Below are 18,061 nucleotides of genomic sequence, written 5' to 3'. Positions count from 1 at the left end.
GGTGCGCCACAGCAAGGCTAGAGGCCCGTGCCGAGGAACATAAATAGAAAGAACGTAACGCCATGATTGAAGAAATTGGCTTTCCCGTCAGCGGGTTAGCGCGTATTCCGCGCGCGATTGCTGGCATTTTGCAAACTAATCGTCAATTGATGTGTCGATAAAAACGGGCATTGTAAGAAGGTGTTTCGCGCAGGAGGCGTTTCGCTGATTTACACTGCCTACACCAAACTCATCTGTAACAAGGAAATAACTATGGGCGTGCTTAGCGAGTTCAAGGCCTTCGCGGTCAAAGGCAATGTGGTCGACATGGCCGTCGGTATCATCATCGGCGCGGCGTTCGGCAAGATCGTTTCGTCGTTTGTCGGCGACGTGATCATGCCGCCGATTGGCCTGTTGATCGGTGGGGTGGACTTCAGTGATCTGGCTGTCACGCTCAAAGCCGCCCAGGGCGATGCGCCCGCCGTGGTGCTGGCTTACGGCAAATTCCTGCAGACGGTGCTGGATTTCGTGATTGTCGCGTTTGCGATCTTCATGGGCGTCAAAGCCATCAACCGCCTCAAGCGCGAAGAAGCCGTAGCCCCGACCGCGCCGCCGATCCCGAGCAAGGAAGAGCAACTGCTGGGCGAAATCCGCGACCTGCTCAAGGCGCAGAACGAGCGGCCCTGAGGCATTCGCTACACATCAAAACGGCACCCGCGGGTGCCGTTTTCGTTACCAGTAATTCTCCACCGCAACCTGCCCAGGCTTGCGGGTCAGGCTCAGGCGCATGTCGCGCTGTTTGAGCAAGGCGCGGGTGTCGTCGATCATCTGCGGGTTGCCGCACAACATCACACGCGAATGCTCTGGCGAGAGCTTAACCCCTGCCGCTCGCTCCAGTTCGCCGTTTTCGATCAATGTGGTAATCCGGCCCTGCAACGCGCCTGGGTGGGCTTGGCGGGTGACAGTGGGGATGAATTGCAGCTTGTGGGCGTATTCACTCAGATAGTCACGTTGCGTCAACCCGGCGATCAACTCCTGATAAGCCAGTTCCCGCGCCTCCCGCACGCTGTAAACCAGAATGATTCGCTCGAATTTCTCCCAGACCTCGAAGTCCTGCAGGATCGACAGAAACGGCGCCACCCCGGTGCCGGTCGACAATAACCACAGGTCACGGCCGTCGACAAAACGATCCAGTGTCAAATAGCCGAACGCCTGGCGCTCGACCATCAAGCTGTCGCCGACCTGTAGCCGGCTCAGCTCACTGGTGAATTCGCCGCCCGGCACGACGATGGAAAAGAACTCGAGAAACTCATCGAACGGCGACGACACCATCGAATAGGCGCGCCAGACCGTGCTGCCATCGGCCTTGGTGACGCCCAGCCGGGCGAACTGGCCGGCACGGAAGCGAAAGCCGGGATCACGGCTGGTGCGCAGCGTGAACAGGTTCGGCGTCAACGGTTGCACATCGAGCAAGGTCTGGGTGGTGTACTTCTCGGCACTGGCAGTCATGAGGCACTCCTTGAAACGATTGCCCACAGTGTCCCGCAAAATCGCGCTGCCAAACACTCGTGATTGGTAATGGTATTGACGGGATCAGCGCTAAACATTCGATTCGCTGGCAATGCTGGATCTAGAGCAATAACTTTAAGATGCCAGTTAAAATATAACAGCCTGTATTGCTAAGAACACTTTATAAAAAACATCAAAGTTTCAATCTCGAAAAAATGTAAGGCGTTTCGCAGGAAAGATCCTACACTTCGATTCGTGCCGGATTTTTTGGATCCATTTGGCGCCCCTATATCAGGATGGAGGCAGAGTTCATGGAAACGTGGAAGGAATCACAATTGAAACAACTGACATTTGCCAAAGGCATTGAGGCGGCATACCCGATACTGCTGAGATTTGCCGAGAATCTGGGCTTTAACTATTGTGCGATAGCGGTCACCTCCCCCCATCGCGATGTCCATTTGAATGCCTTGCAAATCAATAACTATCCGAAAGAATGGAACATCCAGTACAACAAAGAGAACTACCGGAATATTGATCCGGTAATAGCGCATTGCAATCATTCGGTATTGCCGATCGTCTGGGAAGAAAGAGTATTCACCGATGCGCCAGAATTGTGGCAGGCGTTGAAACAGAATGGACTACAGCATGGCTGGTCGCAGGCCTTTCATGACGAAACCAGTGGTTTGTGCAGCATCATCAGCCTGGCGCGCACCCACTGCCCGATCAGCCCGCTCGAACTGTATGAGCATTACGGTTATCTGTTTTTTGCCAACCGACACTTCAGTGACCTGTATGCCCGCACCGTTCCCACACCGGCCAAGCCCAGCAAGCCGAGGCTATCGTCCCGGGAGCTGGAGATCATGAAATTGTCCGCCATGGGCAAGACCGCTCACGATATTTCGAGAATACTCAGCCTGAGCGAACGCACCGTTAACTATCATGTGCAAAACGTCATCGAAAAATTCAACGTCTGCAACAAGATTTCCGCAGTGATTGCCGCCGCTCGTGCCGGCATCATCTGACAGCTGAGCGTTATCGCGCGGTAATCCTGCGAGTATTCAGGCGCAAAAAAACGTACCATTCAGGCCTTTCCGAGTGATGACGCAACCTGCTTGCATCGCAGTCCACTCGGTCGGATCCCGTCGCACCATCTGCCGGCAACGGGATATCTGCCGAATATCCTGAGTCCCCGCCCCATGCCCTTGCTCGAAACGCCTTTCGCCCAGCTCGACCTGATCCGCCAGCCTGAACAGCAGAATGAACCACTGCAAGCCTTCGATGCGGCGGACGAATACCTGCTCAATCATCTCGCCAGCGAACAACCTGCGAGCAGCACCCGCGTGCTGGTGCTCAATGACAGCTTTGGCGCCTTGGCGATCAGTCTGTTGGACAAGGTCGAGGTAAGCAGCAGCGGCGACTCGTTCCTGGGTTTCGTCGGGCTGGAAAAGAATCTGCTGCGCAATGGTGAGGCGTTCGATGCGATTCGTCCGATTCCGGCCAGTGAGCCCTTGGTCGGGCCGTTTGACCGGGTGCTGATCCGCGTTCCCAAGACGCTGGCGCTATTGGAAGAGCAGTTGATCCGCCTGCAAGGACAACTCGCTCCCGGCGCGCAAGTGATCGCCGCCGCCATGGTCAAGCATCTGCCGCGTGCTGCCGGCGATCTGCTGGAGCGCTACATTGGACCGGTACAGGCGTCGCTGGCAGTGAAAAAGGCGCGATTGCTGATCGCCACACCTGAAAGCAAAGCGCCCGCCACATCGCCCTATCCCACTCGCTATCGCCTCGACGAACCAGCGATCGAATTGCTCAACCACGCTAACGTGTTCTGCCGCGAAGGCCTCGACATCGGCACTCGCGCGTTTCTGCCGCATCTGCCGAAAAACCTTGGCCACGCGCGGGTCGCCGACCTCGGTTGCGGCAACGGTGTTCTGGCAATCGCCAGCGCCTTGCAGAACCCGGATGCGCATTACACGCTGGTCGACGAATCGTTCATGGCGGTGCAATCGGCTGCCGAGAACTGGCGCGCGGCATTGGCCGATCGCGAAGTCACCGTGCGCGCTGGCGATGGTCTGGCCGGGCAGGCGCCGCAGTCGCTGGACGTGGTGCTGTGCAACCCGCCGTTCCATCAGCAGCAGGTGGTTGGCGATTTCCTCGCCTGGCGCATGTTCCAGCAGGCGCGCGAGGCACTGGTGGTTGGTGGTGCGCTGTACATAGTCGGCAACCGGCATCTGGGCTATCACAGCAAACTGGCGCGCCTGTTTCGTGGTGTCGAGCAAGTGGCGGCGACGCCGAAATTCGTCATCCTCAAGGCGCGCAAATAAAACTGCGGCGTAAAAAAACCCTCCGTGAGGAGGGTTGCAAATCCATACCCGAAGGCGCCGGGACGGGATGTTTCAGTGGGTGGTCAAACCTGCGGCATTCATGAACATGCGCATCAGGCTGGCGGCGATGAACAACACGCCGACACTGCCAACCCAGATCAGGGCCAACCAGCCGAGCCGCTGCCACAGCGGCTTTTTTTCGCCTTCTTCAATGTCGTGCAGGGAATGTTTGCCGGTCATTGCATCGATCTCCGTTAAGCCAAGGCGTCACTGCGGACGCCTTCGCGAGCAGGCTCGCTCCCACAGGGCAAGCCCAGCATGGGATTAGTGGTAACCGTCTTCGTGGGTGACCTTGCCGCGGAACACGTAGTAGCTCCAGAAGGTATACCCCAGGATGAACGGAATGATGAACAACGTGCCGACCAGCATGAAGCCCTGACTTTGCGGTGGCGCGGCGGCGTCCCAGATCGATATCGACGGCGGCACGATGTTCGGCCACAGGCTGATGCCCAAGCCGCTGTAGCCGAGGAAGATCAGCACCAGGGTCAGCAGGAACGGCGTGTAGTTGGCGTTACGTGCCACCGCGCGGATCAGGCCGTACAAGGTGACCAGCACCAGAATCGGCACCGGCATGAACCAGAACAGATTCGGCATGCTGAACCAGCGCGAGGCGATTTCCGGATGCGACAGGGGTGTCCACAGGCTGACGATACCGATCACTGCCAGCAGGACGAACGCCAGCGGCCGCGCCAGATCATGCATTTGTTCCTGCAATTTGCCTTCGGTTTTCATGATCAGCCAGGTGCAGCCGAGCAAGGCATAGGCCACCACCAGCGCCGCGCCGCAGAACAGCGTGAACGGCGTCAGCCAGTCCAGTGAACCGCCGGCGAACTGGCGATTGACCACCGGCAGACCATCGATGAACGCTCCCAGCGCCACGCCCTGAAAGAACGTCGCCGCGATCGAACCACCGATGAATGCCTTGTCCCACAGGTGACGTTTTTCATCCTTGGCCTTGAAGCGGAATTCGAAAGCCACGCCACGGAAAATCAAGCCCATGAGCATGAAGATCAGCGGCAGGTACAGCGCCGACAACACCACCGAATAGGCCAGCGGGAAGGCGCCGAACAACGCCGCGCCACCCAGTACCAGCCAGGTTTCGTTGCCGTCCCAGACCGGGGCGACGGTGTTCATCATCACGTCGCGATCGGTCTTGCCGGGTACGAACGGGAAGAGAATGCCAATGCCCAGGTCGAAGCCGTCCATGACCACGTACATCATGATGCCGAAGATGATGATCACGGCCCAGATCAGCGGAAGATCGATACCCATGAGTCAAATCTCCTTGGTCAAGCGAGTGTTGTCTTCGTGCTCGCCCTCGGCCGGATCGTCGGCTGCGGACAACGGACGTGCCGGGGTGCGTTTCTTGCCTGGACCACCGTCCGGTGTTTCGCTGCCTTCGCTGATCTTCGGCCCTTTGCGCACCAGGCGCATCATGTAGCCGAGACCGGCGCCGAACAGGGCGAAATAGACCACGACGAACATGATCAGGGTGATGCTCATCTGCATGAAGCTGTGGTTGGACGAAGCATCGGCAGTGCGCATCAGGCCGTAGACCACCCATGGCTGACGGCCGATTTCCGTGGTGAACCAGCCAGCGAGAATCGCGATCAGACCGGACGGCCCCATCCACAAGGCCAGATGCAGGAACGGCCGCGAGGTATACAGCGAGTCACGCTTGCGCAGCCACAGACTCCACAGACCGGTGAAGATCATCAGGAAACCGAGGCCGACCATGATCCGGAACGACCAGAACACGATGGTCGAATTCGGCCGGTCTTCCGGTGGAAATTCCTTCAGCGCCGGTACTTGTTTATCCAGCGAGTGGGTCAGAATCAGGCTGCCGAGGTATGGAATCTCTACGGCGAACTTGGTGCGTTCCTCTTTCATGTCCGGCCAGCCGAACAGGATCAGCGGCGTCGCTTCGTCGCCATGGTTTTCCCAGTGGCCTTCGATCGCCGCGATTTTTGCCGGCTGGTGCTTGAGCGTATTGAGGCCGTGGAAGTCGCCGATCACAGCCTGGATCGGCGCGACGATCAACGCCATCCACATCGCCATCGACAGCATGGTGCGGATCGCCGGGTTGTCCCTGCCGCGCAGCAGGTGCCAGGCCGCCGACGAGCCGACGAAGAACGCCGTCGCGACGAACGCGGCCGTGGCCATGTGCATCAGCCGATAAGGGAATGACGGGTTGAAGATGATTGCCAGCCAGTCGGTGGGGATCACCTGACCGTTGACGATTTCAAAGCCTTGCGGGGTCTGCATCCAACTGTTGGAGGCGAGAATCCAGAAGGTCGAAATCAGCGTGCCGACCGCTACCATCACCGTCGAGAAGAAGTGCAGGCCGCGCCCGACCTTGTTCCAGCCGAACAGCATGACGCCAAGGAAACCGGCCTCAAGGAAGAACGCGGTGAGCACTTCATAGGTCAGCAACGGCCCGGTGACGGCACCGGCGAAGTCGGAAAAACGACTCCAGTTGGTGCCGAACTGATAAGCCATGACCAGCCCGGAAACCACGCCCATGCCGAAGTTGACGGCAAAAATCTTCGACCAGAAATGGTAGAGATCGCGGTAGGTGTCGTTGCGGGTCTTCAGCCACAAGCCTTCGAGCACCGCCAGGTAACTCGCCAGGCCAATGGTGATGGCCGGGAACAGAATGTGGAACGAGATGGTGAACGCGAACTGAATTCGGGCGAGATCGAGAGCCTCTAAACCGAACATATGGCTTCCTCTGTCAGGTAATACGGGTAGCTGGCCCGGAGGCCTGCACCACTGCCCCCACGGATATGGAGTGCGGCGAATTCGGATTCGTTCTTTTTTTGCAACCATCGCAACGCAGGGAGTCTGGCCAAATGGCCGCCAGATCAGTTCCGGTCGGGGTCTTGATCTGGATCAAGCAACGTTGAAAGAGTAGTCCCATTTTTGCCAATGAACTGCGTGGTGGTTTGCCGCGTGACAAGTTGCCTCACTCCCCTGTGGCGAGGGGATTTATCCCCGTCCGGCTGCGCAGCAGTCGTCGTTTCGAGATTTTGGGGCCGCTGCGCGACCCAACGGGGATAAATCCCCTCACCACAGGGCTGATTGTCAGCATGAAAGATCGATGTCTGGCTAACTGAATTGTTTCTCGTAGCAACTTCCTGTTACAGACTGGTGATAATCTCGCCGTTCACTCGTCCAAGACCTGCCTTCAGATGCCCACACAAGAGCCCCTGCTGTTACGTCACCATCGTCCGTTCATGGCTTTCTGGCTGGCGCGGATTTTCACCGCCAGCGGGTTCCAGATGCTCACCGTGGCAATTGGCTGGAACCTGTATCAATTGACCGGCAACGTGCTGGATCTGGGCCTGGTCGGGCTGGTCGAATTCGCCCCACGGGTGCTGTTCATGCTGCACACCGGGCATGTCGCTGATCGCTACGATCGGCGCAAGGTCGCCGCGCTTTGCCAGTCGTTGCAGGCGTTGATTGCCTTGGCGCTGGCCATCGGCAGCGCCACCGATCACGTCACCCGCGAGATGATTTTCATCCTCGCCTTTCTCCTAGGCGCCGCCCGTTCGTTCGAGATGCCGACGACTCAGGCGCTGCTGCCCAGCATCGTCCCCAGTGCGCTTTTCCCCCGCGCAGTTGCCGCCGCGCAATCGGCGCAGCAGTCGGCCACTATCATCGCCCCGGCCCTCGGCGGTTTGCTCTATGCATTCGGCAGCGTCTGGGTCTACGGCCCGACCGTGCTGCTGTACGTGATCGCCTGTTCGCTCATGCTCAACCTGCCGGCACGCCAGACGCCATTGAATAAAGGCAAAGCCACGCTGGACTCGCTGCTGGCGGGGATTCGCTTTATCCGCAGCCGCCCGGACATCCTCGGCGCGATCTCGCTGGACCTGTTCGCCGTGTTGCTCGGCGGCGCCACGGCGTTGCTGCCGGTGTTCGCCAAGGACATTCTGCTGACCGGCCCGTGGGGTCTGGGCTTGCTGCGTTCGGCACCAGCGGTGGGTGCCCTGCTGATGTCGCTGTTTCTCGCGCGATATGCCGTCGAACGCAACGTGGGCCGAGTGATGTTCACCGCCGTCGGCATCTTTGGCGTCGCGACCATCGCTTTCGGTCTGTCGACCTCGTTCTGGTTCTCGCTGGCGGTGCTGGTGGTGCTCGGCGCAGCGGACATGATCAGCATGGTCATCCGTGCCTCGTTCGTACAGCTGGAAACTCCTGACGAAATGCGCGGCCGGGTCAGCGCGGTCAACGGGCTGTTCATCGGCGCTTCGAACCAGTTGGGCGAATTCGAATCCGGCCTCACTGCCCACTGGTTCGGCACCGTGCCGGCGGTGGTCATGGGCGGGATCGGCACCCTGGTGGTGACGGGGACGTGGATCAAACTGTTTCCGACGTTGGCGAATCGGGACCGGATGCATGTGCCGGTGGAAGAGAAGGTCTGAGTTTTTTGGAAAAAACTCACCTGCTCAGCACATATCAAGCGACAACGTGCGGTACATAGTTACCGCACTGAGTGTAATGTATCGCCTTACACTCGCCGCCATGATCAAATCCTTTCAGCACAAAGGCCTTCGTGGCTTCTATGAAACAGGTACGACTCGTGGAATTCGTGCCGACCATGCAAAACGGCTGTCGCGCATGTTGCAGTTCATGGATCGAGCGACACTTCCCGGCGATCTGGACTTGCCGGGCTGGCGCCTGCATCCGTTGAAAGGCGAGCTGAGTGAATACTGGTCGCTCAGCGTTTCAGGCAACTGGCGAGTGATCTTTCGTTTTGTCGGTTCGGATATCGAATTGGTCGATTATCTGGACTACCACTGACAGGAGGCAGGCTCATGCCCATGCACAACCCGCCACACCCCGGTGAAACCCTGCTGCTGGATGTCTTGCCCGAGCTTGGTATCAGCGTGAGTGAATTGGCCCGGCACCTTGGCTTTGCACGCCCGCATCTTTCGCGCGTACTGCACGGACACGCGCCAATCAGCCCGGATCTGGCAGTACGACTTGAGCGTGCAGGGATCGGCAAGGCGCGCGTTTGGCTAGGCGTCCAAACCGACTACGATCTTTGGCAAGCGGAGCACCGTGAGCAACCAATGATAGAACCCCTCGCAGCCCACGGCTGACCCGTCAGGCCATCAACTCCCCCGCCACCCTCGCCCGCAACGCCTTGCCACCAAGCTGCTCGACCAGGGTCAGGGCAAATTCCAGCGCCGCGCCCGAGCCTTGGGCGGTGATGCAGTTGCCGTCGACCACCACCGGTTGATCAACAAACGTACAGCCGGACAACTGATGGCTGGCGCCGGGCAGGCAGGTCATGCGGCGCTGGCGCAGCACGCCTGATGCCTGGAGGGCGGTGGCTGGGGCTTCGCCGATGGCGGCGAACAGTCGGCCGGCGCTGGCCTGGTCCTTGAGCAATTGCTGCAAGGGCTGATGCGCCGCCAGATGCCGGGAACCGACGGCACCGCCTGGCAGGACGATCAGGTCAAAAGTCTGTGCCAGCACATCGACCAGCATGCCGTCGGCAGTCAGCCGGGTGCCGCGCGCACAGGTCAGCATGCGCCGACCTTCGATGCTGGCGGCGACCACTTCGATGCCGGCGCGGCGCAGTACGTCGATCAGGGTCACGCTTTGCAAATCGTCGATGCCCTCGGCGAGGGCAATCAGGGCTCTGGAAATCATGGGCGCTTTCCGCTGGGTAGTCAGTCAAGCGTAGTCAGCTTTGTCCCACCTTGTTCGCAGACAGCCGTTACTTGATGTAAAGCTGAGTCGAAAGCGTGTTGCGCGGAGCGTTGATCGAGGTGTTGCTGAAGTTGAAGGTGCCTTGCTGTTTGCCGGCCAGATCGAAGGTATAAAGAGAACCGACGGTTTTGCTGCCAGGGATGCATTCAGTGAGATTGCCATTATCGAAGGCGCACACCGGACCTCGGGTGCCGTTGACCTCGAAGCCATCCAAAGTCACGTGTGGCTGGTTCTGGCCATAGCCGACTTCCAGCACATAGACCTTGATATTCGGCCCGCTGTGATTGCATTGGGTTTGCGGCTGGTTATCGGCAATATCTTCCAGACCGCAGGATGGCGATTGCACTTTGATCACCTTCACCTCGGTGAGCGGCGGCGCCGATGCCGCGAACGCCGGAGCTGTCAGCAGCAGTGCTGCAATCCATCCGAAAATCCTGATCCCGCCGTTGCGCATGCCTGCCCACTCCAAAAAATCAGCGCGCAGTATGGCGCAGTTGTCGGCTGCGCAAAACTTCGCCGACGATCGACACCAACATCCGCCAAATTCCTCACGCGGCTGGTATGATGCGCGGCTTTTTCCGACCCACGACAATTTCCCAGGCGCTTGCGACGGTCTGTGCTTTGCTGTTGAGGTCGATACATTCACGGCGCCACGCGCGCCACGGGGAGCAGACATGCTGGAAAGGCTGTTTCAACTCAAGGCACACAACACCAACGTGCGCACCGAAATTCTTGCGGGCGTCACGACTTTCCTGGCCATGGCTTACATTCTGTTCGTCAACCCGAGCATCCTCGGCGAGACCGGCATGGACAAGGGCGCAATTTTCGTCGCCACCTGTCTGGCGGCCGCCATCGGCTCGACCGTGATGGGCCTGATCGCCAACTACCCGATCGCCCTCGCTCCGGGCATGGGCCTGAACGCCTTCTTTACCTACACCGTGGTGCTGCACATGGGCCACACCTGGCAGGTGGCGCTGGGTGCGGTGTTCATTTCCGCCGTGCTGTTTTTCCTGCTGTCGATCTTCCGCATCCGCGAATGGATCATCAACGCCATTCCGCTGCCACTGCGCTCGGCGATTGCCGCCGGTATCGGCCTGTTCCTGGCGCTGATCGCCCTGCACAACGCCGGTATCGTGGTCAGCAACCCGGCGACCATGGTCGGCCTCGGCGATCTGACCAAACCGGCACCGATTCTGGCCACCGTCGGCTTCGCCGTGATCGTCGCCCTCGAAGCGCTGAAAGTGCGCGGCGAGGTGCTGATCGGCATTCTCGCCGTAACCATCGCCTCGATCGTACTGAACGTCACCGAGTTCGGCGGCATCATGTCGATGCCGCCGTCGCTGGCGCCGACCTTCCTGCAACTGGACATCAAAGGCGCACTGGACATCGGTCTGGTCAGCGTGATCTTCGCCTTCCTGTTCGTCGACCTGTTCGACAACTCCGGGACCCTGATCGGCGTCGCCAAGCGCGCCGGCCTGATGGGCAAGGACGGCCACATGCCGAAAATGGGCCGTGCGCTGATCGCCGACAGTACGGCGGCCATGGCCGGCTCGCTGCTGGGCACGTCGACCACCACCAGTTACATCGAATCCGCTGCCGGCGTCAGTGCCGGTGGCCGCACGGGCCTGACCGCCATCGTCGTGGCAATCCTGTTCCTGCTGGCGCTGTTCTTCTCGCCCTTGGCGGCCAGCGTTCCGGCATTCGCCACCGCGCCAGCGCTGCTGTTCGTCGCGGTGCTGATGACTTCCGGCCTGGCGGAAATAGACTGGGACGACATCACCGTGGCAGCACCGGTTGTGGTTACCGCACTGGCCATGCCGTTCACCTATTCGATCGCCAACGGCATCGCCTTCGGCTTCATCGCCTGGACCGCCATCAAGCTGCTGTCCGGCCGTGCCCGTGAGCTGAACCCGGCTCTGGTGATTCTGTCGATTCTGTTTGTGATCAAGTTGGGTTGGTTCAACGCATGAGTTTCGATTCCCAAGCCTACGCCGAACAACTCGAGGCCAAGGTCACGCGCTTGCGTGATCTGCTGGCATCGTTCGATGCACCCGAGCCGACGGTGTTTGACTCGCCTCTGCAGAACTTCCGCCTGCGCGCCGAATTCCGCCTGTGGCGCGAGGGCGGCGAGCGGCATTACGCGATGTTCTCTCAGGACGACAAGCGCACGCCGATACTCATCGAAGAATTCCCGATTGCCAGCCTGCGCATCAACCAGTTGATGCCGCAGTTGAAGGCCGCGTGGCAAGCCAGTTCGGCGCTGAGCCACAAGTTGTTCCAGGTCGAATTCCTGACCACGCTGGCCGGCGACGCGATGATCACCCTGTGCTATCACCGTCCGCTGGACGAGCACTGGCATGCGGCGGCAACTCAGTTGTCGGCGGATCTGGGCGTGAGCATCATCGGCCGCTCCAAAGGCAAGCGCGAAGTGCTCGGTCAGGACTATGTCGTGGAGAAACTCGAAGTCGGCGGCCGCACCTTCAGCTATCGCCAGCCCGAAGGCGCGTTCACCCAGCCCAACGGCACGGTGAACCAGAAGATGCTCAATTGGGCATACGAAGCCTTGGGCGATCGCAGCGACGATCTGCTCGAGCTGTACTGCGGCAACGGTAACTTCACCCTGCCGCTGGCGACTCGCGTGCGCAAAGTGCTCGCTACCGAAATCAGCAAGACTTCGGTCAACGCGGCCCTGAGCAATCTCAGCGAAAACGCTGTGGATAACGTCACGCTGGTGCGCTTGTCCGCCGAGGAACTGACCGAAGCGCTCAACGAAGTGCGCCCGTTCCGTCGCCTGCACGGCATCGATCTGAAGAGCTACGAATTCGGCAGCGTCTTCGTCGACCCACCACGCGCCGGCATGGACCCGGACACCTGCGAACTGACCCGGCGCTTCGACAACATCCTCTACATTTCCTGCAACCCGGACACCCTGGCGGCCAACATCGCCCAGTTGCATGACACCCACCGCATTACCAAGTGCGCGATGTTTGACCAGTTCCCGTGGACCCATCACATGGAATCCGGTGTGCTGCTGACCCGGCGTTGATTGCGGGTAGCTGATACGGAAAAGCCGTCGTGATTGACGGCTTTTTTGTGGGTGCTATGGCGCGATATCAGTTTTGCGTGGACGCCCGCCTTTTTTGCCATTGGCTCGCGCTGCCGCAGATTTCGCAGCGCTGCTTTGACGCCCGTTGCGCGAGGCGACGACCGACGCGGCCATCCGCATAAGCGGCGGGCTCGCTGAAATCATTCCGGCAATGGAAATATCCAGATCCTTGCCCTCATGGCACAGCGCAGTGCCGGCGAAGCCGATCGTCAGGCTTGCATAATCGGCCGCTTCAAACCCCGCGAATTCGGGATACAGCTTCACCGGAAGCAACACACCGCTGCCGTCCTCGAAACGAATGACCAAAGAGGATTCTTCGAAGCTCACTGACACGGCCTGCAAACTATTGGCCTGTCGTACTTCGCCAAGTGTGATGGCGGCATCGAGCATCTCTTCCGTCAGGGGGCGATGCACCGACGGTTTTGCCTTGATGACCTTCATAATTCGATCTCAACTCCTTCCAACTTGCCGATCAAGGACAGCAGCACCTTGTCTGCATCGGGGTCATAGCGCGCCGATCCGATCCTGTAGGTCTCGTCGGTGACTGGTTTCATTACGGGCACTTCGTTTGCCTGGCAGTCCCATATCTGATTATCGAGACAAGCGGTCTTCACGGCCGACCACCAGATCCCTCGTGCTCTACGCAAGTGCACCGGTTGTCCAAGTGACAGACACAAGCCGTTAAGCACAGTGAGCGGTGGTCGTCGGGACAACGGCACGACATCCCACAGATCAACTTCGTTGTGCCAGAAGCTGAACCGGAAGCGGGCATTCCAGGCACCCGCATCTACATGGGCGTGCGGTGGACAGTGTTCGTCTCTCAACATGATGCGAATCGACATTCCTTTGTAGCTGCATATCTTCATGCTAACCCATCCGTTAGGTTAATTGATTTCCAGATCTCGAATTTCCTTTCGAGTCCGACGACCGGTTAACACAAAGCGATGTGCCGGAGGTCACTGAAGACTAGCGGGCGTGGGGTTGGGGCTCGAGAAATGAGTCGAGAAAAACGTAAGAAAAGCTGTCGTTACGTTTTGAAATTACGCTTGGCATGATCCCTCCTGTGCGATCACCGAACGAAAATTACTGCTCTTAAAGTCTTCCAATTGACCGATGTAACCATCTAGTACATTTTATCTCCACAGGCCGGAACCTCTCGGCCGATGCCAAAAACAAGAAGTGGAGTTACCCCATGTCCCCTACCGTTCTGGTGCTTAACGGCCCGAACCTGAACCTGCTCGGCACCCGCGAGCCGGCGACTTATGGTCATGAAACCCTGGCGGATATTTCCGCGCTGTGTGGTCGCGCGGCTGACGAGTTCGGTCTGACCGTGGAATTTCGCCAGACCAATCATGAAGGCGAGCTGCTCGACTGGATTCACGCCGCGCGTGGTCGTTGTGCCGGGATCGTGATCAATCCGGCGGCGTGGACGCACACGTCCGTGGCGATTCGAGATGCGCTGGTCGCCAGTGAATTGCCGGTGATCGAGGTGCACCTGTCCAATGTCCACGCCCGTGAGCCGTTTCGTCATCATTCATTTGTTTCCGGCATTGCCACGGCGGTGATGTGCGGGTTCGGCAGCCATGGCTATCGCCTGGCGCTGGAGCATTTCAGCCAGCGGTTGCAGAGGTAAGAGCCATGTCGCGTTCCAAGGTGATACTCGCCGGGCTGATCGGCGCCGGGATTCAGGCTTCACGCACGCCGGCACTGCACGAGCACGAAGGTGATGCGCAGGGCCTGCGGTATCTGTACCAGCTCATCGACCTCGATCAATTGCGCCTCGACAGCACGGCTCTGCCCGACTTGCTGCAGGCGGCGGAGCGAATGAATTACACCGGGCTGAACATCACTTTCCCGTGCAAACAGGCGGTCATCCCGCTGCTCGATGAGTTGTCGCCGGAAGCCCGTGGCATCGGCGCGGTGAACACGGTGGTGCTGAAGGACGGCAAGCGTGTCGGCCACAACACCGATTGCCTCGGTTTCGCCGAGGGTTTTCGCCGGGGTCTGACAGACGCTGCCCGTGAACGCGTCGTCCAGATGGGCGCCGGTGGCGCTGGCGCGGCGGTGGCCCACGCGCTGCTCAGCGAAGGCGTACGGCAATTGACGATTTTTGACGTCGACCGCGAGCGTGCCGAGAGCCTGGCAAACAATCTGAATCAACATTTTGGCGCCAGTCGCGCACAGGCCGGAGCGAATTTGCCCAGGGCGCTGGCGCAGGCCGATGGTCTGGTCAACACCACGCCGATGGGCATGGCCAAGCTGCCGGGTTCACCGGTGCCGGCCGGGTTGCTGCGCAGGGAAATGTGGGTCGCGGAGATTGTGTATTTCCCGCTGGAAACCGAACTGCTGCGCGACGCCCGCGCCTTGGGTTGCCGCACGCTGGATGGCGGCAACATGGCGGTGTTTCAGGCGGTGAAGGCGTTTGAACTGTTCAGCGGCGTGGTGCCGGATGCGCAGCGCATGCTTGAGCATTTTCAAAGCATGAATGGCTGAACAACAGGGTAACTCTGTGGGAGCGAGCCTGCTCGCGAAGGCGTCGATTCAGTCAACGAACAGGGCGACTGACACACCGCTTTCGCGAGCAGGCTCGCTCCCACAGGGAGACCGATTCAGGCCTTCAGGTAGCGCAACACCGATTCGCAGATCATCTCGCGATGGCGCTGCTTGATGGTTTCGTCCGGCAGGTCGATCTGGAAGATCTCCCCCAGCGTGTGACGGTTCGACACGCGATAGAAGCAGAACGAACTGATCAGCAGATGCACGTCCAGCGCATCGATGCCACGCCGGAACAGACCTTCGTCCGCGCCCCGTTGCAGAATCCCGCCCAAGGTATCGAGGATCGTGTTGTTCAGCGCCTTGATCGCATCGGAACGCTTTACGTACTCGGCGTTGTGGATGTTTTCGATGCTGACAATGCGCACGAAATCGACGTTGTGGTCATGGTGATCGAAGGTGAACTCCACCAGTCGGCGGATCGCCAGCTCGGGCGGCAGCTCATCCAGATGCAGGCGGTTTTCCGTGCTGCGGATATCGCCGTATAGCTTCTCCAACACTTCGACGTACAACTGCTCCTTGCTGCCGAAGTAGTAATAGATCATGCGCTTGGAAGTGTGGATACGCTCGGCGATCGCGTCGACGCGGGCGCCGGACAAACCCTGCTGGACGAACTCGACGATCGCCTCCTGGAGAATGTTCTCGCGGGTCTTTTCCGGGTTGTTCTTGCGACTCTTGCGCGGCACTGCGTCGGACTCGACAGCAGCGGCGGAAAGTTCTGAATTCATGGTCATCGCGGGCTCACGGCCATCACTGCACAAGCTGGCGATTATGGGCCGCGCGGGACAGTGAAGGAAGCCGCGCAGCCGGTGTTTGATCCCGCGTTTACGAATTCCCTACAACTTCGCCTGACGAACCGCACCGCTGCGCGATTTGGCCATCGCCGCCAGCCGCACCGCAACGTTGGCCGCGCCGTAGCCGGCATAGCCATTCTTGCGCTGGATGATCTCGAAAAAGAAACGCCCTTCGAACGACTCGGTGTAGACATGAAACAACTCGCCGCCCTGGGCGTCACGGTCGTAGAGCACGTTGTAATAGGCCAGCTCGCTGAGAAACTCATCGTCGAAATCGAAACGCGCGGCGAGGTCGTCGTAGTAATTCAGCGGGATGTCCAGCAGCGGCACGCCGGCCTCTTTGGCGCGACTGACCTGGGCGAAGATGTCGTCACAATCGAAGGCGATGTGGTGCACACCGGAGCCGCGATAACTCGATAGCGCATGCGAAATAGCAGTGTTGCGGTTCTCGGAGATGTTCAGCGGCAGCCGGATCGAGCTGTCGCGACTGCGCAGTGCGCGGCTCTTCACCAGACCGTACGGATCGGGCAAGACCACTTCATCGTCGGCTTCGAAATCCAGCAGGCTTTTGTAGAACAGCACCCAACTGTCGAGGCTGTCGGCAGGCAGGGCCATGGCCATGTGATCGATACGCTTGAGGCCGCCGCTGGTCTGCGCGTCCGGCAACAGATTGAAATCGGTGCCGTACACGTCGGCGTCCGCATCGACCAGATAAATCAGGCTGCCGTCCGGTGCGCGCACCGCCGCCAGTTCCAGTTCATTCGGCCCGACCAGCCCGCGATAGGGCTGCCCCTTGTAAGCGACTGCGCGGGCCAGCGCACTGGCGCTGTCCTTGACCCGCACGGCCGTGGCGCACAGCGACGGGCCGTGAGCTTCGAAAAAGCTGTGGGCGAACGAATACGGCTCGGAGTTGAGGATCAGGTTGATATCGCCCTGACGCAGCAGGCTGACGCTCTTGGAGCGATGCTGCCCGGCCTTGGCAAAACCGAGGCGTTGCAGCCAGTGACTGAGCTTCGCGCCCAACGCTTCGTCGACGGCAAACTCGAGAAATTCAACCCCGTTGTATTCGCTGGCCGGCGGCGTTTCGAAAAGAATGTCACGGTTGGCCACCGGCGGCGCTTCCTGCTCGAGACGCTGACGGGTCTTCTCTTCCAGATACAGCAGCGAGCGCAAACCGTCGGCGGCGTTGGCTCGCGGGGGCGCGGCGCGGAAGCCGTCGTTGAAGATTTCCAGCGACAACGGTCCGGTATAACCACTCTTGATGATCGGCGCGAGGAAACCCGGCAGATCGAATTCGCCCTGCCCCGGGAAACAACGGAAATGCCGGCTCCACTCCAGCACGTCCATGGCCAGGATCGGCGCGTCGGCCATTTGCACGAAGAAGATCTTGTCGCCGGGAATGTCGGCGATCGCGCTGGGATCGCCCTTCAGCGACAGGGTGTGAAAGCTGTCGAGCAGCACGCCGAGGTTGGGGTGATCAGCCTGACGAACGATGTCCCAGACCTGTTGATAAGTATTGACGTGACGGCCCCACGCCAGCGCTTCGTAACCGATGCGCAAGCCACGGGCGCCGGCGCGTTCGGCCAGCAGGCGCAAATCATCGACGAGGATTTGCTGATCGCCGACACTGTCCGGCGAGGCGTTGCTGCAGACCAGCACCAGGTCGGTGCCAAGTTCCTGCATCAGATCGAACTTGCGCTCGGCACGCTCGAGGTTGCGCGCCAGGCGATCGCGGCGGCAACCTTCGAAGTCACGAAACGGCTGAAACAGGGTGATGGCGATCCCCAGATCGGCGCACATCTGTTTAATTTCCCGGGGACTGCCGTCGTAGTACAAGAGGTCGTTTTCGAAAATCTCCACGCCGTCGAACCCGGCGGCGGCAATGGCTTCGAGTTTTTCCGGCAGGGTGCCGCTCAAGGAAACGGTGGCAATGGAACGCTGCATGTTTCAACTCCCGTTTGGAGACGGCGGCTGCGTGAGCCGCGCCGCTTTTATAGGATGAGCAAATTATTGGC

The 18,061-nt window shown here is 59.6% G+C and carries 20 protein-coding genes; 10 read left to right on the top strand and 10 right to left on the bottom strand.

Annotated elements, in window-relative coordinates; all coding sequences use genetic code 11:
* Positions 1-252: 252 nt before the first annotated feature.
* Positions 253-666: a large-conductance mechanosensitive channel protein MscL gene (gene mscL, locus D8U82_RS12270; RefSeq protein WP_024014404.1), complete on the top strand. Its 414-nt coding sequence runs from the start codon at positions 253-255 to the stop codon at positions 664-666.
* Between the two features lie 45 nt (positions 667-711).
* Here the strand turns inward: mscL and D8U82_RS12265 are convergent, their stop codons facing one another.
* Complete coding sequence (locus D8U82_RS12265; protein WP_125925963.1) at positions 712-1,488, bottom strand: ferredoxin--NADP reductase; 777 nt, start codon at positions 1,486-1,488, stop codon at positions 712-714.
* Positions 1,489-1,799: 311 nt separating this feature from the next.
* On the opposite strand from D8U82_RS12265, the gene D8U82_RS12260 reads away from it, so the two are divergent.
* Together D8U82_RS12260 and D8U82_RS12250 are read left to right on the top strand one after the other, a co-directional pair.
* A complete protein-coding gene (locus tag D8U82_RS12260; RefSeq protein ID WP_177434131.1) occupies positions 1,800-2,510 on the top strand; it encodes an autoinducer binding domain-containing protein in 711 nt (236 codons plus the stop codon).
* 174 nt (positions 2,511-2,684) lie between these two features.
* Positions 2,685-3,809: a class I SAM-dependent methyltransferase gene (locus D8U82_RS12250; RefSeq protein ID WP_130902275.1), complete on the top strand. Its 1,125-nt coding sequence runs from the start codon at positions 2,685-2,687 to the stop codon at positions 3,807-3,809.
* A 72-nt stretch (positions 3,810-3,881) separates the two neighbouring features.
* Here the strand turns inward: D8U82_RS12250 and D8U82_RS12245 are convergent, their stop codons facing one another.
* The 3 genes from D8U82_RS12245 to D8U82_RS12235 form a co-directional block, all read right to left on the bottom strand.
* On the bottom strand, positions 3,882-4,049 hold the full coding sequence (locus tag D8U82_RS12245; protein ID WP_130902274.1) for a DUF2474 domain-containing protein: 168 nt from the start codon (positions 4,047-4,049) through the stop codon (positions 3,882-3,884).
* Between the two features lie 84 nt (positions 4,050-4,133).
* The gene (gene cydB / locus D8U82_RS12240; RefSeq protein ID WP_016773089.1) at positions 4,134-5,141 is read right to left on the bottom strand and encodes a cytochrome d ubiquinol oxidase subunit II; all 1,008 of its coding nucleotides are present in this window, start codon (positions 5,139-5,141) and stop codon (positions 4,134-4,136) included.
* 3 nt (positions 5,142-5,144) lie between these two features.
* Positions 5,145-6,590, bottom strand: coding sequence for a cytochrome ubiquinol oxidase subunit I (locus D8U82_RS12235; protein WP_125925961.1), 1,446 nt, complete (start codon positions 6,588-6,590; stop codon positions 5,145-5,147).
* Between the two features lie 470 nt (positions 6,591-7,060).
* Here D8U82_RS12235 and D8U82_RS12230 point away from each other — a divergent pair, with 470 nt between their 5' ends.
* The 3 genes from D8U82_RS12230 (at position 7,061) to D8U82_RS12220 (ending at position 8,977) form a co-directional block, all read left to right on the top strand.
* Positions 7,061-8,296, top strand: a complete 1,236-nt coding sequence (locus D8U82_RS12230; RefSeq protein WP_130902273.1) for an MFS transporter — start codon at positions 7,061-7,063, stop codon at positions 8,294-8,296.
* A 100-nt stretch (positions 8,297-8,396) separates the two neighbouring features.
* Positions 8,397-8,675, top strand: a complete 279-nt coding sequence (locus tag D8U82_RS12225; protein ID WP_038861219.1) for a type II toxin-antitoxin system RelE/ParE family toxin — start codon at positions 8,397-8,399, stop codon at positions 8,673-8,675.
* 14 nt (positions 8,676-8,689) lie between these two features.
* Positions 8,690-8,977 (top strand): HigA family addiction module antitoxin, encoded by a 288-nt coding sequence (locus D8U82_RS12220; RefSeq protein ID WP_016773085.1) that lies wholly within the window; start codon positions 8,690-8,692, stop codon positions 8,975-8,977.
* A gap of 4 nt (positions 8,978-8,981) precedes the next feature.
* Here the strand turns inward: D8U82_RS12220 and D8U82_RS12215 are convergent, their stop codons facing one another.
* Complete coding sequence (locus D8U82_RS12215; RefSeq protein ID WP_130887741.1) at positions 8,982-9,533, bottom strand: DJ-1 family glyoxalase III; 552 nt, start codon at positions 9,531-9,533, stop codon at positions 8,982-8,984.
* A 67-nt stretch (positions 9,534-9,600) separates the two neighbouring features.
* On the bottom strand, positions 9,601-10,047 hold the full coding sequence (locus D8U82_RS12210; protein WP_130887749.1) for a DUF4879 domain-containing protein: 447 nt from the start codon (positions 10,045-10,047) through the stop codon (positions 9,601-9,603).
* Positions 10,048-10,267: 220 nt separating this feature from the next.
* Between D8U82_RS12210 and D8U82_RS12205 the strand changes: the two genes are divergently transcribed.
* Positions 10,268-11,563 (top strand): NCS2 family permease, encoded by a 1,296-nt coding sequence (locus D8U82_RS12205; RefSeq protein WP_130902272.1) that lies wholly within the window; start codon positions 10,268-10,270, stop codon positions 11,561-11,563.
* On the top strand, positions 11,560-12,639 hold the full coding sequence (gene trmA, locus D8U82_RS12200) for a tRNA (uridine(54)-C5)-methyltransferase TrmA (protein WP_123443299.1): 1,080 nt from the start codon (positions 11,560-11,562) through the stop codon (positions 12,637-12,639). The genes D8U82_RS12205 and trmA overlap by 4 nt, the downstream gene beginning before the upstream one ends.
* Positions 12,640-12,693: 54 nt before the next feature.
* Here trmA and D8U82_RS12195 read toward each other — a convergent pair whose 3' ends face one another.
* Positions 12,694-13,140, bottom strand: a complete 447-nt coding sequence (locus D8U82_RS12195) for a DUF2442 domain-containing protein (RefSeq protein WP_122706020.1) — start codon at positions 13,138-13,140, stop codon at positions 12,694-12,696.
* On the bottom strand, positions 13,137-13,565 hold the full coding sequence (locus D8U82_RS12190) for a DUF4160 domain-containing protein (RefSeq protein WP_130902271.1): 429 nt from the start codon (positions 13,563-13,565) through the stop codon (positions 13,137-13,139). The genes D8U82_RS12195 and D8U82_RS12190 overlap by 4 nt, the downstream gene beginning before the upstream one ends.
* 326 nt (positions 13,566-13,891) lie before the next feature.
* Between D8U82_RS12190 and aroQ the strand changes: the two genes are divergently transcribed.
* Entirely contained in the window at positions 13,892-14,332 is a 441-nt protein-coding gene (gene aroQ, locus D8U82_RS12185) for a type II 3-dehydroquinate dehydratase (protein WP_016773081.1), read from the top strand.
* Between the two features lie 5 nt (positions 14,333-14,337).
* Positions 14,338-15,192, top strand: coding sequence for a shikimate dehydrogenase (locus tag D8U82_RS12180; RefSeq protein ID WP_130902270.1), 855 nt, complete (start codon positions 14,338-14,340; stop codon positions 15,190-15,192).
* A gap of 116 nt (positions 15,193-15,308) precedes the next feature.
* On the opposite strand, the gene D8U82_RS12170 is transcribed toward D8U82_RS12180, so the two are convergent.
* Together D8U82_RS12170 and quiC are read right to left on the bottom strand one after the other, a co-directional pair.
* Positions 15,309-15,986: a TetR/AcrR family transcriptional regulator gene (locus tag D8U82_RS12170; protein ID WP_016773079.1), complete on the bottom strand. Its 678-nt coding sequence runs from the start codon at positions 15,984-15,986 to the stop codon at positions 15,309-15,311.
* Positions 15,987-16,088: 102 nt separating this feature from the next.
* A complete protein-coding gene (gene quiC, locus D8U82_RS12165) occupies positions 16,089-17,990 on the bottom strand; it encodes a 3-dehydroshikimate dehydratase QuiC (protein WP_130902269.1) in 1,902 nt (633 codons plus the stop codon).
* Between the last annotated feature and the right edge of the window lie 71 nt (positions 17,991-18,061).

Source organism: Pseudomonas sp. Sample_23, from assembly GCF_004307595.1.
In the GTDB taxonomy this organism is placed as follows: domain Bacteria; phylum Pseudomonadota; class Gammaproteobacteria; order Pseudomonadales; family Pseudomonadaceae; genus Aquipseudomonas; species Aquipseudomonas atacamensis.
The sequence above is the reverse complement of the archived record's forward strand: the minus strand, read 5'-3'. Positions and strand labels throughout refer to the sequence as shown.

Coding starts and splice junctions, on each gene's coding strand:
- D8U82_RS12220 (WP_016773085.1), top strand. CDS start 8,690: ATGCCCATGCACAACCCGCCACACCCCGGTGAAACCCTGCTGCTGGAT.
- D8U82_RS12190 (WP_130902271.1), bottom strand. CDS start 13,565: ATGAAGATATGCAGCTACAAAGGAATGTCGATTCGCATCATGTTGAGA.
- D8U82_RS12260 (WP_177434131.1), top strand. CDS start 1,800: ATGGAAACGTGGAAGGAATCACAATTGAAACAACTGACATTTGCCAAA.
- D8U82_RS12170 (WP_016773079.1), bottom strand. CDS start 15,986: ATGACCATGAATTCAGAACTTTCCGCCGCTGCTGTCGAGTCCGACGCA.
- D8U82_RS12205 (WP_130902272.1), top strand. CDS start 10,268: ATGCTGGAAAGGCTGTTTCAACTCAAGGCACACAACACCAACGTGCGC.
- D8U82_RS12210 (WP_130887749.1), bottom strand. CDS start 10,047: ATGCGCAACGGCGGGATCAGGATTTTCGGATGGATTGCAGCACTGCTG.
- D8U82_RS12230 (WP_130902273.1), top strand. CDS start 7,061: ATGCCCACACAAGAGCCCCTGCTGTTACGTCACCATCGTCCGTTCATG.
- aroQ (WP_016773081.1), top strand. CDS start 13,892: ATGTCCCCTACCGTTCTGGTGCTTAACGGCCCGAACCTGAACCTGCTC.
- cydB (WP_016773089.1), bottom strand. CDS start 5,141: ATGGGTATCGATCTTCCGCTGATCTGGGCCGTGATCATCATCTTCGGC.
- mscL (WP_024014404.1), top strand. CDS start 253: ATGGGCGTGCTTAGCGAGTTCAAGGCCTTCGCGGTCAAAGGCAATGTG.
- D8U82_RS12250 (WP_130902275.1), top strand. CDS start 2,685: ATGCCCTTGCTCGAAACGCCTTTCGCCCAGCTCGACCTGATCCGCCAG.
- D8U82_RS12195 (WP_122706020.1), bottom strand. CDS start 13,140: ATGAAGGTCATCAAGGCAAAACCGTCGGTGCATCGCCCCCTGACGGAA.
- D8U82_RS12215 (WP_130887741.1), bottom strand. CDS start 9,533: ATGATTTCCAGAGCCCTGATTGCCCTCGCCGAGGGCATCGACGATTTG.
- D8U82_RS12225 (WP_038861219.1), top strand. CDS start 8,397: ATGATCAAATCCTTTCAGCACAAAGGCCTTCGTGGCTTCTATGAAACA.
- trmA (WP_123443299.1), top strand. CDS start 11,560: ATGAGTTTCGATTCCCAAGCCTACGCCGAACAACTCGAGGCCAAGGTC.
- D8U82_RS12180 (WP_130902270.1), top strand. CDS start 14,338: ATGTCGCGTTCCAAGGTGATACTCGCCGGGCTGATCGGCGCCGGGATT.
- D8U82_RS12245 (WP_130902274.1), bottom strand. CDS start 4,049: ATGACCGGCAAACATTCCCTGCACGACATTGAAGAAGGCGAAAAAAAG.
- D8U82_RS12265 (WP_125925963.1), bottom strand. CDS start 1,488: ATGACTGCCAGTGCCGAGAAGTACACCACCCAGACCTTGCTCGATGTG.
- D8U82_RS12235 (WP_125925961.1), bottom strand. CDS start 6,590: ATGTTCGGTTTAGAGGCTCTCGATCTCGCCCGAATTCAGTTCGCGTTC.
- quiC (WP_130902269.1), bottom strand. CDS start 17,990: ATGCAGCGTTCCATTGCCACCGTTTCCTTGAGCGGCACCCTGCCGGAA.